Source organism: Streptomyces sp. NPDC045955 (assembly GCF_056430805.1).
This window is the reverse complement of the sequence record NZ_JBWKKY010000004.1, coordinates 268113-282496: the sequence shown is the minus strand read 5'-3', so window position 1 is coordinate 282496 and position 14384 is coordinate 268113. Positions and strand designations below refer to the sequence as shown.

Here is a 14384-nt window from a genome sequence, read left to right as displayed (position 1 = left end):
CGGCGCCTTCACAAGAACGTCTTGAGTGTGACTCAGGCCACATAAGAATTCTGTGAATGCCAACACAACCATTCACAGGCTTCACGGATCAAACCTGCCGAACCAAGGGCACTCCCGCGCCCCACACGCGGAGGCCTCCCCCAACGTTCGTACCGCACCCTGCGGTACGCCCGGACTCTCCGAGGTCTTCATGAAGCTTCGCCGCGCCATGGCAGCAGCGGCCGCTACGGCGGTCATAGCCCCGGTCGCACTGCTCGCGGCACCGGCCGCATACGCGACCGACGAAACGACGCCGTCGCCGAGCACGTCCGTGAGCGAGTCCGCTCCCGAGGCATCCACGTCCCCGAGCCCCTCCACCAGCGAGTCCGCTCCCGAGACGTCCGCGTCGCCGAGCCCCTCCACCAGCGAGTCCGCTCCCGAAGCGTCCACGTCGCCGAGCCCCTCCACCAGCGAGTCCTCCCCGGCGCCGAGCGCCTCCGAGCCCGAGGAGTCGGAGTCCCCCGACCCCGAGCCCTCGGTGTGCGAGGACACCAAGGTCGACGTCAGCATCACCGGCCTTCCCGGCAAGATCGCGGCGGGCAGCGGCTGGCACAAGTTCTCGCTGAACGTGCTCAACAACTCCGACTCCACCCTCAACGACCTCGACTTCTTCGCCGGGGCCTCCCCCGACAAGAACGGCGAGGAGCTGTTCTCCAGCAAGCAGGTCAAGCTCCAGGCCTGGGACCCCCAGGACAAGATCTGGGTCGACCTCAACGCGGGCGGCTACGCGGTCGGTTATGTCGGTTACACCGACGAGCTGAAGCCCGACTACGAGGTCAACATCCCGCTGCGTCTCAGCGTCAGCAAGTCCGCCCCGGTCGGCGCCGGCTTCTCGCTCGGCGCGACGATCTACGGCGACAACGACGCCGAGTGCACCGGCTTCGGCGACGTGTCGTACAAGTTCCAGATCGTCCCGGCCGGTACGGACACCGGCGGCACCAAGCCGCAGGAAGGCGGCAAGGCGCCCGTCACCGACGAGAAGCCGAGCGGCAACACGCCGGAGGTCACCGGCAGCCTCGCCGAGACCGGCTCCAGCTCCGCCCTGCCGATGATCAGCCTCGTCGGCGGTGCCGCGGTCGTCGCCGGTGCCGGTGCGGTCTTCGTCGTGCGCCGCCGCAAGGCGGGCGTCCAGGCGTAAGCCATGGCGGCCGGCAGGCCGTTGCACCAGCGGAAGAGGGACCTGTGCTCGGAGGGGGGCGCAGGTCCCTCTTCCGCTGCCGCCTGCCGGTCAGTTCTTCGGCGGTACGGCCGGCAGACCGAGGAACGGCAGCCGCAGCGCGCCGAACGCGTCCGCCGGGACCGCCGGGGACTTCGGCTCGACCGGCTGGAGACGCTCGTAGGCCGCGCCCTGCCGCGGACGCGGGTCGGGCTCGCCCTTGTTGGGCCAGAACGACATGGCCCGCTCGGCCTGGGCGGTGATGGTGAGGGACGGGTTGACGCCCAGGTTGGCGGAGACGGCGGCGCCGTCGACGACCGAGATGCCGGGGTGCCCGTAGAGGCGGTGGTAGGGGTCGATCACGCCGGTCTCGCGGGAGTCGCCGATCGGGCAGCCGCCCAGGAAGTGGGCCGTGAGCGGGGTGCCCATCAGTTCGCCGACGTTCGAGCCCGCGAAGCCGTTGATCTCGGCGGCGAGTGCCGACGCGCTCTCCGTGGCCGCCCTGATCTGCTTCGGGTTGGGCGCGCCGTGGCCCTGGCGGGCGGTGAGCAGCCCGCGGCCGACGCCCGACGGTTTCAGGTACGTCGTCAGGGAGTTGTCCAGCGACTGCATCACCAGGCCGATGATGGTCCGCTCCGACCAGCGGCGGTTGGACAGGGAGCGCAGCACCAGCAAGGGGTGTTTCGCCGCGTGGGCGAGAAAGCCCAGGACCCGTGAGGTGCCCGAGTTGTTCCCGGCGTACGGGACCTGGAGGATCGACAGGCTGCCCATCGAGTTGGAGCCCTTGCCGTAGCGGACGGGCTCGATGTGGGTGTTCTCGTCCGGGTGGATCGACGACGTGATGGCCACGCCCCGCGTGAAGTCGGCCTTCGGCGCGCCGTGCGCCTTGCGGTAGCGCCGGTCGTCGGTCTGGGCGCCGACCAGGGCCTCGGAGTTGGTGCGGGTCAGCCCGCCCAGCTTGTCCGATATGTACGGCAGCTGGCCGCCGGCCTTCATACGGTGCAGCAGCGTCTGGGTGCCGTACGTGCCGGCGGCGAGGACGACCTGGCGGGCCCTGTAGGTGCGGCCCTCGGCCTTGCGGCGGTCGTCGGTGGGCAGGGTGGCGACCGCGTACCCGCCGCGCGAGTCGTCGGTGACGGAGACGACCGTCGTCAGGGGGTGGACGACCGCGCCGGCCTTCTCGGCGAGGTACAGGTAGTTCTCGTTGAGGGTGTTCTTGGCGCCGTGGCGGCAGCCGGTCATGCACTCGCCGCACTCCGCGCAGGCCCTGCGGGCCGGGCCCGCCCCGCCGAAGTACGGGTCGGGCACCTCCTGCCCCGGCTTCGCCTTCGCCGTGCCGTCCGCGTCCTCGCCGTCGCCGAAGAAGACGCCGACCGGGGCGAGGTGGAAGGAGTCACCGCAGCCCATGCGCTCCGCCGCGGCCTTCAGGTGCACGTCGGACGGGGTCATGGTCGGGTTGAGCCGGACGCCGAGCATGCGCCGGGCCTGGTCGTAGTACGGCTTCAGCTCCTCCTGCCAGTCCGTGATGTCCCGCCACTGGGGGTCCTCGAAGAACGGCTTGGGCGGGACGTAGAGGGTGTTGGCGTAGTTGAGGGAGCCGCCGCCGACGCCCGCTCCGGCCAGGACCATGACGTTGCCCAGGAGGTGGATGCGCTGGATGCCGTACATACCGAGTTTCGGCGCCCACAGGTAGTTCTTGAGGTCCCAGGAGTTCTTCGGGAGGGACTCGCGGGTGAAGCGGCGGCCGGCCTCCAGGACGCCGACCTTGTAGCCCTTCTCCGTGAGGCGCAGGGCGGTCACCGAGCCGCCGAAGCCGGAGCCGACCACGATGACGTCGTAGTCGTAAGCGTCCTGAGGCACGTGCTCTCCTCGCTGCATCACCGGAACCGGAACGCCTTCATCAGGCGCAGGCTCCTGCTCATGAACTGGGCGTACTTCTCGTCGTCCATGCCCAGCGAGGGGGCCATCGGCAGGACTCGCTGATGGGCGACCGTCTGGGCCTCGGTGTACTTGAGGATGCCCTCGGCACCGTGGCGGCGGCCGAGGCCGGAGTCCTTCATGCCGCCCATGGGCGACTGGACGCTGCCGTACGCGGGGGCGTACCCCTCGTTGATGTTGACGGTGCCGGTGCGCAGACGGGCAGCCACCTCCTGGCCGCGTCGGCCGTTCTTCGTCCACACCGAGGAGTTCAGGCCGTACGCCGTGGCGTTGGCGCGCTCGATCGCCTCGTCCTCGCTCGTGAAGCGGTAGACCGAGACGACCGGGCCGAACGTCTCCTCTGTGCAGACGGACATGTCCGTGGCGACCTCGTCGAGGATCGTGGGCTCGAAGAAGTACGGGCCGATGTCCGGTCGGGCCACGCCGCCCGCGAGGACCTTCGCGCCCTTGGCGACCGCCTCCTCCACGTGCCGGGTGACGGTCTCCAGCTGGCGCTCGCCGACCAGGGAGCCCATGTCGGCGCCGTACGCCAGGGACGTGCCGAGGCGGATGGCCTTCGTACGGGCGGCGAAGCGCTCCAGGAAGGCGTCCGCTATCGACTCGTGGACGTACAGCCTCTCGATGGAGATGCACAGCTGGCCCGCGGAGGAGAAGCAGGCACGGACGGCTCCGGCCGCGGCCTTCTCGATGTCGGCGTCCTCCAGCACCAGCATGGCGTTCTTGCCGCCGAGTTCGAGGGAGACGCCGACCAGCCGGGCGGCGGCGCCCTGGGCGACCTCGCGGCCGGTGCGGGTGGAGCCGGTGAAGGAGACGTAGTCGGCGTGCCGGACGACCTCCGGACCGACGACCGGGCCGTCACCGAGGACGACCTGGAAGACGTCGGCGGGCAGTCCGGCCTCGATCAGCAGGTCACGGGCCCACAGGGCGGTCAGGCAGGTCTCCGTGTCGGGCTTCATGACGACCGCGTTGCCCGCGACGAAGGCGGGGAGCGCGTCGCCGACCGACAGCTCCAGCGGGTAGTTCCAGGGCGCGATCTGGCCGACGACACCGCGCGGATGGCGCCGTTCGATGACCTTGGTGAGGGTCGGCATCGCACCGGCGTGCCGCTTCGGGCGGAGATAGGCGGGGGCCTTGCGGCCGTAGTGCCGGGCGGCGACCGCGACGGCCTGGACCTCCTCGTGGGCGTGCAGCCGGGCCTTGCCGGTCTCCAGCTGGATCAGGTCGAGCACCTCGGCCTGGCGCTCCAGCACCAGGTCGTGGAAGCGCAGCAGGACGGCCGCGCGCTGCCGCACCGGGGTCTGCGCCCACACGGCCTGGGCGGCGCGGGCCAGTTCGAACGCCCGGGCCACGTCCTCGGGCGTCGACTCGGGGAGGTCGGCCAGCTTCTCGCCGGTGAACGGCGTGTGGTTGGCGGTCCGGCCGGAGCCGGACACACCCTTGGTGAGCTGGGCGACCAGCTCGGGGGTGACCACGTCGGCGGCGGTGCGGGCGCCCTCCGGGGCGGGGGCGAGGGGGTTCGTGCCGGCCAGTGCCGTGCCGGTCTTCTCCGGGGCGTGCGCGTCCGTCATGAGCCGCAGGGTATGCCCCGGCGGAGCCTTTGGGTACCCGTCGGTAATACGGCTTCACCGAGTGCACACAAGGCGCCAGTGGCTGCTGGCAACGAACGCCCTGATCAGGCCGTTGTGCGGTGACCAGTTGGTGTGATTCAGCCTTTTACGATCCCGAGCCGGTCCCGGGCGCCCTCGAACACCGAGATGCCCTCCTCCTCTTCGGGCGTGCCCTTGGGCATGTCGACGCGCAGTTCGTACATGCGGTCGTCGTCGGTGCGGATCAGCACCCGCATGACCCGTCTGGGGTCCTCGTCCAAGTGGTAGGCGGTGTCGGCTAGGACGGCCTCGTAGCCATGGACGCCGGTGCGGGAGTACTGCGTGTCCCCCCGCACGACGGGTGCGTTCCGGACCTGGTCCATCGGGGAGCCCGGGGCCCGGTCCCACAGGAGGAGGCGGACCTGGACGGTGCCGCCCTGTTCGTCGCCGTAGAGCACCGTGCGGGGCTGGTCGGTCGCGCTGCCGGTCCGGTCGAGTTCGCGGTAGCGGCTCGGGAGATGGAGTACGGCCGCCAGGTCCGGATCACTGTGCGGGGTCCAGGACTCCGTCGCTTCGGCGGTCTGCGTGCCGCTGGTGTCGCCGAGGCGGGTGGCGGCGCCCATGCCGCCGGCGAGCAGTGCGCTCATCAGGGCGAGCGGACCGGGGCGGAGAAGGCTCTGGAGCTTCGGGGGTGCGGGGCGGTTCCGCGCCTCGGGGCCGGGTCGGGGTTCCTCCGGTGGCGCGGCCTTGCCGTCGGTGAGCCGGAGCGGGTCGGGGCCCTCCGTCGCGGAATCCATGGCACCTGGAGAATCCCGTATGGCCGAGGACTCCCGTACACCCGAGGACTCCCATATATCCGACGACTTCCGTATATCCGACAGCTCCCGTAGATCCGACGACTCCCGTATGTCAGCGGCCTGCTGGGTCTCCTTCGAAATCTCCTCCGCCGCCGGCCACTGCCCGGCCGCCGCCTTCAGCGCCTTCGCGACCTCCTCGGGGTCCGGCCGCCGTTCGGGGTCCCGCACCAGCAGCCGCCCGATCAGCGGTCCGAGCGGTCCGGCCTGCTTCGGTTCGGGCGGCTCACAGGCGAGGATCGCGGCGAGCGTGGCCTCCGGCGTGTCCCGGTGGAACGGGGACGCCCCCTCGACGGCCGCGTACAGCAGGACGCCCAGGGACCACAGGTCGGAGGCGGGCCCGGCGATGCGGCCGGACATCCGCTCGGGCGCGACGAAGTCCAGCGAGCCGGTGAACTCCCCTCCGGGCGTGAGCGCTTCCTCGCCCGGCATGTGGGCGGTGCCGAAGTCCGTGACGACGACCCGCCGGCGGGGGCCGAGGAGCACATTGGCCGGTTTCACGTCCCGGTGCACGATGCCGACGGAGTGCGCGGCACGCAGGGCACCGAGGACGGCGAGGCCGATCCGGGCGGCTTCGCGCGCCTCGACCGGGCCGCGCCGGAGCACCTCGTGCAGGGACTCGCCCGGCACCAACTCCATGACGATCCAGGGGAGTCCGTCGAGCACCGCGTCGACCGCGTCCAGCCCGTCGCGTCCGCACCGGCCGGGGCGATCGGCCCGCCCGGCGCGGGCGTCCGGCTGCCGCTCGGGCTCGACGACCACGTCGTGGATGGTGACGGCCGCGGGGTGGTCGACTCGAGCGGCGGCGCGGGCCTCGCGGAAGAGCCGGTGGGCCGCACGCCGGTGGCCGTCGTCCTCCCGGTCGCCCGGGTCGCCCGGCAACCGGGGCTGCTTGACGGCGACTTCCCGCTGCACGAGCTCGTCGTAGGCCCGCCAGACGGTGCCCGTTCCGCCGGAGCCGATGCGCTCGATCAGCCGGTATCGCCCACCGACCGACCGGCCCTGGGCGCCCGTCCCGCCCCCGTCGTTGCTCATGCCCCATCAGTACCCCGCGGAGCGGCTCCTTGTCGACGCGAGGCAGTGGCGGCAGGGCGGTTCAGGTCCCGTCGATGTCCAGGTTCGCGATCGCCGTGCCGGCCACCTCTCGTCCGCGCTTGGTGAAGTCGCCCCTGCCCGGGTAGCTGACGGTGAGCTTGTACATGTCGCCGCCGGAGGTCCGGTAGTAGAAGATCCTGAGCTCGCGGGGACGGGCGTTCTCGGTGTCGTCGGTGAGGTACTTGACGGTGTTCTCGGCGGCCTTCTTCCCCCTGTAGGTGGTGTCCTTGGGAGCCGTCTTCGGGTTCTCGGGCATGTCCAGGCTGTAGCTGCCGGTGTCCTTGAACCCGGTGTCGTCGTCGTACATCTCGGCGGCCGCGGAGCCGGCGATGGCGCGGCCGGTGTCCTCCGACTTCTTTTCGAGCGTCAGGCCGATCCAGATGCTGCCGCTCCAGTCGGTGTACCTGACCCCGTGCCCCTGGTCCGACTGCCGGTCGGGCACGGTCCGCTGGTAGTCGCCGGGAACGGCCAGCGACGCGGCGAGGTCCTTCTCCTGGCGTGTCGTCCAGCCCTCGGGCAGCGGCCCGGCGAACGGGTTCGCCAGCACCAGGTACGCCGTCACCGCCACCGCGACGACCGCCGCACCGAGTCCCGCCCACCCCTTTCGGCCGAGCCGGAGTCTTCGATCCTGACCACCCGTCATGGGGACGACCTGCGTGGCCTGGACGGCCGGCGGGTTCGCCGCGGCCTCCAGCAGGGCGCGCACCCGGGCGGCGTCCGGGCGGCGGGCCGGGTCCTTGTGCAGCAGGCCGGTGATGGCTTCGGCCAGCGGGCCCTGGGCGGAGGTGGGCGGCGCGGGCGCGGCGTTGAGGACGGACTGGAGCGTGGCCGGGGTGTTGCTGCGGCGGAACGGCGAGACGCCCTCCGTCGCCGCGTAGAGCACCACGCCGAGGGACCACAGGTCACTGGCCGGCCCCGGGCGCTGGCCCAGCACCCGCTCGGGCGCGATGTACTCGGGCGAGCCGACGAAGCCGCCGGTGTCGGTCAGGTTGGTCTCGCCCTCGATCTGCGCGATGCCGAAGTCGGTGAGGACGACCCGGTCGTAGCGGCCGAGCAGCACGTTGTCCGGTTTCACGTCACGGTGCAGGATGCCCGCCGCGTGCGCGGCCTCCAGCGCGCCGAGCACCTCCAGGCCGATCCGGGCCGCCTCGCGCGCGGACAGGGTGCCCTCCTGGAGCGCGTCGCCCAGCGAACGGCCCCGCACGAGCTCCATCACGATCCACGGCTGCCCCTCCACGACCGCGACATCGTGGACGTCGACCACCGCCGGATGATCGAGCCGGGCCGCGGCACGTGCCTCGCGGCGCATCCGCTCGAAGGCGTTGGCGCGTTCGCGTTCGGGAAGATGCTCCGGGACGCGGGGTTCCTTGACGGCGACCTCCCGGTCCACCGTCTCGTCCTTGGCGCGCCACACCGTGCCCATGCCGCCGTGCCCGAGTTTGGCGATCAACCGGTAACGCCCGGCGATGAGCCGCCCGGCTCCGGGATCCTGGACCGCTGCCGCAGACGGGGGCGGTACGACCTCGGTGGACACGACCTGGGTGGGCGTCGCGTACGGGTTCCCTGGTACCGGCACCGGTGGATTCGGTGGTTGCAGAGCGAAACTCGTTGGCTCGTCGGCCCCGGATCGGGCTCCCCCGTTGCTGCTCATGAGGTCATCCATATCGCGCCAAGCGCTTGCGCATCCAGCACGGACGCGTCCCGGTCACAGACCCGTGACGTGATCCGGTCACTACCTCCCCTTTGTCCGGTACGAGGCTCATCGGCCGCGCACCATGTCAAGGCGAGGCCGAGGGGGCGGCGGTCGTGGTGGCGCTGGTGACCGCCGGAGTGCTGGGAGTGCGCGTACCGTGGGACGACGGGCCGGCCGACGGCGTTCTCGGCGCCGAGCTCTTCGGCGTACGGCCGCCGTCCCCGCCGCCCTCGTCCATGAGCAGCGCCGCCGCCGACACACCGGCCCCGGCCATCGCGGCGACCAGCAGCGCGGCCACGAGCACCCGGCGCGTGGGCTGCCGGAGCACCTGCTCGTACCGCTGGTCCGGGCCGGGCAGGCCCATCGGCGGCATCGGCGGCATCGGCGGTCGCCGATAGGCGCCGTCCGGCGGCCGTCCGTACGAGGCGTCCCGCACCGTCGGCGGGTACCCGGGCGGCGGAGCCTGCGGCGTACTGCCCGTCTCGCGGAACGCCCGCAGCATCCGCTCCGCCCGGTCCGCGTCCAGCCGCCGGTCCGGGTCGCGTTCCAGCAGGCCATGGACGACGGGCAGGAGCGGGCCGGCCTGCGCGGGCGGGCGTATGTCGCCGACGACGACCGCGTGCAGGACGCCGCCCAGCGAGTCGCGGTGGAACGGCGACTCGCCGCTGAGGGCCGCGCACAGCAGCGCGCCCAGCGACCACAGGTCGGACTCGGGCCCGGTCCTGACTCCCGACATCCGCTCGGGCGCGGTGTACTCGGGCGAGCCGACGAAAGAACCGTTCTCGGTGAGCGTGGGGGCGCCCGCGACCTGGGCGATACCGAAGTCGGTGAGGACGACCCGGTCGGTACCGGCCTCCAGCAGCACGTTGTCGGGCTTGAGGTCGCGGTGCAGCACCCCGGCCGCGTGCGCGGCGCGCAACGCGCCGAGCAGGGCGATGCCGATCCGTGCGGCCTCGGCGGCGTCGACCGGGCCTTCGGTGGCGAGCCGGTCGGCGAGCGAGCCGCCCTCGATCAACTCCATGACGATGTACGGGCGTTCGTCGTCCTCGACGACGTCATGGACGACGATGATGTGCGGATGGCTGAGCTGGGCGACGGCCCGCGCCTCGCGCAGCGTACGGTCCCGCTGCCGACGCGCTTCCGCCTCGGAGAGCGTCTCGTCGAAGGGGAGTTCCTTGACGGCCACGCCCCGGCCGAGCAGCTGGTCGGTCGCCCGCCAGACCACGCCCATGCCACCGCGCCCGAGCCTCGCCTCGAGCCGGTAACGGCCCGCGATGACACGCATGTTGTGCCCCTCGGTCCCCATGCGGCAATCATGCCCCAACGGAGGGACGGCCTCCGGGGCAGCGGACCGCGGGTGGCCGAAACACACGGCCCTGGGTCAGAGGCCTCCCGCTTCGGGGCCCGCGTCAGGAGCCCACGTCAGGAGCCTCCCGCGTCAGGGGTCTTCTCCTGCCAGCCCTGCAACAGCGCCGTGAACTGCTTGCGCGCCTTCGCCCAGTCCTGCGCGGGCGCCGACATGTAGAGCGCGTACTCGGTGCCGTCGCGGGCGACGTACGTCTCCTCGATGGCCCGGCGCGGACCGGGGAACTCGGTGTCCTTCGCCTGCGCGGTCCATGTGTACTCCCACAGCGCACCGTCCCGGTCACGGTAGACGTTGCGTTCCAGCTTCACGCGCTTGTAGTGGACCAGCCGCTGCAACTGCTGTTCCAGGTCGAGCTGGTGGGCGTACGGGTCGGCGAAGTCCGGGGAGGTGTCGACGGCGATCCGGACGAAGTGGCGGCCGCCGTCGGGTGTGTAGTCGATCTGCTTCAGCTCGCCCTGCGGGCCGAAGGTCTGACGCTTCCAGCCCTTGGGCAGGTAGAGGCTGAAACCCACGGGGTCGTCGCGGCGGGTCCAGCCGTCGGGCACCGAGCCCCCGGGCCGCTCCGTGCGGGTGGTACCGGATGCGGAGCCCGCCGTCTGCCGGCTCTCGTTCCACTGCTGGAGCACCACCGCGGTGCCTCCGCCGATGATGGCCGCGAGAGCGACGACGAGGGCGAGGGTGCGAAGCCGGCGGCGCCGGCCCGGACCGGCCGGCCGCGCACCCGCCGCCATCGGGCCGACCATGATGGGATCGGGCATCCCGTGCCCGGTGGCGAAGGCCCCGGCTGCCGCGGTGCCGGCCGTGGCGGCACCGGTCGTCGGCGTCCCGCCGGCGCGCGTCCCGGCCGGCGGCGGGAGCGGCGTCCGGGTGTGCGATCCCGAGCCGGCAGCGGCCGTGCCCGTGCCGGACGGGTTCGTGCTCGAAGGGTTCGTGCCGGACGTGCCCGTGCCGCTGTGCGCGTCCCGGTACGGCGACGGTCCCCCGTACTGCGTCGGCACATACGCCTGCGCCTCGCTCGGCCGCCGCCCCTCCGCCGCCTCGGCGAGCATCTGCTCGGCCTCGGACGCGTCGGGCCGGGTGGCCGGATCCTTGCGCAGCAGGGCGGTGATGACCGGAGTGAGCGCATCCGCGTGCTGAAGCTCGGCGGCCTCCTCCTCGACCACGGCCTGCATGGTGGTCAGCGGTGTGGTGCGGCGGAACGGCGAGCGGCCCTCGACCGCCGTGTAGAGCGTCGCGCCGAGCGCCCACAGGTCGGAGGACGGGCCCGGGTCATGGCCGCGCACGCGCTCGGGCGCCAGATAGTCGACCGAGCCGACGACCTCTCCGGTCCGGGTGATGGTGGTGTCGCCCTCGATCTGGGCGATGCCGAAGTCGGTGAGCAGGACACGTCCGTCCCGGGCGAGGAGGACGTTGCCCGGCTTGACGTCGCGGTGCAGGACGCCGGCGGTGTGCGCGGCGCGCAGGGCCCGCAGCACCCACATGCCGATGCGCGCCGCCTCGCGCGGCTCGACGCGCCCCTCCTCCTTGACCGCGTCGGCCAGGGAGCGGCCCTCGACCAGCTCCATCACGATCCACGGGCGGCCGTCGTGCTCCAGCACGTCGTGCACGGTGACGACCGCGGAGTGGTTGATCCGCGCGGCGGCCCTGGCCTCGGCCCGGGTGCGCGCCAGCAGGATGGCCTGCTCGCTCTCGGAGACGTAGAGGGCGGCCGTCAGCTCCTTGATGGCGACGGACCGGTGCAGCACCTCATCATGTGCTCGCCATACCCGGCCCATGCCGCCACTGCCGATGGAGTCGGCGAGCCGGTAGCGGCCCGCGACGAGCAGGCCCTGCATCTGATTCACGTTGCCCCGCAATGGTCTTGACAGGGTCAGCGTAAGGACCCGCCCTTCCCCAGGGAACAAGCGGGGTACCACGGTGACCGCACTGTGACGGTTGTCGCCACCTGGGACAGGAGGGAACCGTGAGGTGAACGCCCCTGCACGGCCGGCGCGTCAGGAGATCATTTCGTCGTCCTGTACGTCGCCGCCGCCTGCTCGTACAGCCGCGTCACCTCGTCCCGTTCCGACTCCGGTCCGCGCACCTGGACCACGTGGTACCGCCCGTCGACCAGCATCGCCAGGTTGCGCACATACAGCTCGCCCCCGTCGTCGCCGCTCCAGGTGAACTGCCCCTCGGCCATGGTCCGTCCGCCCACCTCGATCGTCTTCAGCCCTGTGGAGGTGGCCCAGCTGGAGTCGCGGTACGGCTGCAACTCGCGCTCCTTCTCCCGCTGGTAGACCATCGGATCGCTGCCGTACTCCGACGCGCTGTCCCGGCCCGGTACGACGATGAGCTCGAAGTCGCCCTTCGCGTAGACGACCTGGCCGCTGCCGCCCCGCGGCGTACGGTCCCAGCCCTTGGCGACGGCGACCTGGAAGCCCGCCGAGTCCTTGCGCAGGGTGAAGCCGTCGGCGACCTCGGGGCCGGTGGTCTGGGTCTGCGTGGAACCGGCCGATGTCGACGGGCTCTTCTCCGGCTCGGGCGACGCCCGGTCGGGCCGGGGCTCGCCGCTGGCCTCCGGCTCGGGCGCCTGGCTGACTTCACCGGCGGCTCCGGTGCGGTCCGTGCCCTGCGCGCCGTCGGTCTGCGACTTGGGCATGAAGAGCATGGCGTAGGCGATCGCCGCGGCCATCACGAGCAGGACGAGCAGGAGCAGGGTGCGGCCGAGGCGGTGCGGCGAGCGGGACTCCTTCCTGGCCCGCTTGTGCCGTCCGTGGTGCGCGGGCAGTCCGGCCCGCCGCCTGCGCACGAGCTCGCCCCGGCGCCGTACGACGGGCAGCCGGCTCGCGTCGACGGGCGGCGCCGCGACGACGTGCACACCGGCCTCCGGCTCGGGCGCCGAGCGCACCAGCGAGCGCAGCCAGCCGCGCAGCTCCTCGACGTCGAGGCGCTCGGTCGGGTCCTGTCGCAGCAGCGACTCCACGACCGGCCTGAGCGGCCCGCACTCCTCGGCGTACGCGGGCGGTTCCGCGCACACCATCTGCACCAGCTCGGCCGTCGACTCCTCCGGGTAGGGCGCATGCCCCTGTACGGCCCGGAAGAGCAGCGCGCCGAGCGCCCACAGGTCGGTGGCGGGACCGATCGGCGCGGCCAACTGCCAGTTCTCGTGCACGGGTCCGGCCTGCTCCGGCGCCCAGCGCTCCGTCACGGGGCCCACTACGGCCATCCGCGCCTGCCGCGCCCGCTCGGCGGCCAGCGCCGTGGCCGGGCCGCGCCGGGGCGCGGGGCTGTGGGCGACCAGGTCGTCCCACCGGGTGGGCTCGCCGGAAGCAGCGGGCTCCGGGGCCGGGAGCGCCGTCTGTTCCTGTCCCGGCGAGGGCACGCTGCCCGTTGCGCCGCGGGGCGTGGCGCCGTGCCAAGCGGTCGTCCGGGGGCCACCGCTCACGCCGTAGGGGCCGGCTGTCTGCCCCGGTGCGGCCCCGCCGGGCCCTGTGCTCTGCCCGGGGACGTACGGCGACTGCGCCGAGCCGTTGACGTGGGGCCCGGCTCCGCCGTCCGGGGCGGGCCGGGCGCCGGGCAGCGCCGCCCGGCCGTTCTGCTGCGTCTCATGGACCCGGGCCGCGGCACGGGCACCCGCCCGGTAGGCCGCGATCGCCCCGGCTCGCGCGGCCCGCGGGTCCGCGCTGTCGGCCTCGCTCCTGCGGGCCGGCACGGGCGAGACCCCGCTCCCCGCGTCGGCTCCGACCGCCGGCAGTCCCCGGGCCTCCCGAGCCTCGATGGCGGCCCGCCGCGCGGCCTCGGGGTCACCCGCGCCACCGCTGCCCGATACACCGGCGACACCCGGGCCACCGACGCCTCCTGAGCCACCGGCACCGCCAGGACCGCCGACGCCATCGGCCGGCCCGGCGCCACTGGTCTCCTGGCCGGGCTCGCCGAGGGCCGGAGCCGGAACGGGGTCGTACCCGCACAGCGCCTCCTCCGCCGCGCCCACCGCCAGTCCGGTCAGCATCACCCGGCCGTCGTCGCAGACGAGGACCGTCCGCGCGGTGATGTTCCGGTGCACCCAGCCGTGCCCGTGCAGCACCCGCAGCGCCATGAGGACGTCGGAGGCCACCTCGGCCGCCCGGTACGGCGTCAGCGGCTTCTCGGCGAGCAGCGCCGCCAGCGGACGCGCGGCCACCAGTTCACTGACGATCCACAGCGAGCCGCCCTCGGCGAACACGTCGAAGACCTGGTCGAGTCGGGGATGGTCAGGAATGGCCGCCGCGGACTGCGCGGCCTCGACCGCGCGCCGTACGACCGGGTCCGTGGGTCGCCGGATGCCCGCACGGGCGCCGGGCCTGCGCGCGCCGCCGTCACGGGCCGTGAAGCCGTCGGGCAGCCCCTCCGCGTCGAGGACCTCCGCCTCGACCACCTCCGGCAACGGCACTGCCCTGACCAGGACTTCCTGTCCGCTGTAGGTGTCGAAGGCCCGGGACTCGGTGAGTTCGTACTCGTCGGACGGCGGCAGCGGCAGGCGGTAGCGGTCGGCGAGCACCCGTCCCGCATAGTCGTCCACGATGCCTCCCCCGGCAGCCTGGTCGGTCACATCCGTTCGCCCCACGGTCCGTTCCGGCTGCGCACGGTCCGCAAACATTTACGATACGTGCCGCAGGCAACCCGCAATGTGGGGATG

8 protein-coding genes are annotated in these 14384 nt (G+C 72.7%); 1 reads left to right on the top strand and 7 read right to left on the bottom strand.

What is annotated here, in order from left to right:
* The first annotated feature begins 190 nt into the window (after window positions 1-190).
* A complete protein-coding gene (locus AC07F0_RS10525) occupies window positions 191-1177 on the top strand; it encodes an LAETG motif-containing sortase-dependent surface protein (protein ID WP_478976786.1) in 987 nt (328 codons plus the stop codon).
* 90 nt (window positions 1178-1267) lie between these two features.
* Here the strand turns inward: AC07F0_RS10525 and AC07F0_RS10520 are convergent, their stop codons facing one another.
* From AC07F0_RS10520 to AC07F0_RS10490, 7 genes are all read right to left on the bottom strand, one after another.
* Window positions 1268-3055, bottom strand: a complete 1788-nt coding sequence (locus tag AC07F0_RS10520; RefSeq protein ID WP_478976783.1) for a GMC family oxidoreductase N-terminal domain-containing protein — start codon at window positions 3053-3055, stop codon at window positions 1268-1270.
* A gap of 17 nt (window positions 3056-3072) precedes the next feature.
* Complete coding sequence (locus AC07F0_RS10515) at window positions 3073-4701, bottom strand: succinic semialdehyde dehydrogenase (RefSeq protein ID WP_478976780.1); 1629 nt, start codon at window positions 4699-4701, stop codon at window positions 3073-3075.
* A 137-nt stretch (window positions 4702-4838) separates the two neighbouring features.
* Window positions 4839-6608, bottom strand: a complete 1770-nt coding sequence (locus AC07F0_RS10510) for a serine/threonine-protein kinase (protein ID WP_478976777.1) — start codon at window positions 6606-6608, stop codon at window positions 4839-4841.
* Window positions 6609-6669: 61 nt separating this feature from the next.
* Entirely contained in the window at window positions 6670-8319 is a 1650-nt protein-coding gene (locus AC07F0_RS10505) for a serine/threonine-protein kinase (RefSeq protein WP_478976775.1), read from the bottom strand.
* Window positions 8320-8446: 127 nt separating this feature from the next.
* Window positions 8447-9667, bottom strand: a complete 1221-nt coding sequence (locus AC07F0_RS10500; protein WP_478976772.1) for a serine/threonine-protein kinase — start codon at window positions 9665-9667, stop codon at window positions 8447-8449.
* A gap of 116 nt (window positions 9668-9783) precedes the next feature.
* Window positions 9784-11562: a serine/threonine-protein kinase gene (locus AC07F0_RS10495; protein ID WP_478976769.1), complete on the bottom strand. Its 1779-nt coding sequence runs from the start codon at window positions 11560-11562 to the stop codon at window positions 9784-9786.
* A gap of 167 nt (window positions 11563-11729) precedes the next feature.
* Window positions 11730-14267 carry a protein kinase gene (locus AC07F0_RS10490; protein ID WP_478976766.1) on the bottom strand — a complete coding sequence of 846 codons (2538 nt, stop codon included), beginning with the start codon at window positions 14265-14267 and terminating at the stop codon, window positions 11730-11732.
* Between the last annotated feature and the right edge of the window lie 117 nt (window positions 14268-14384).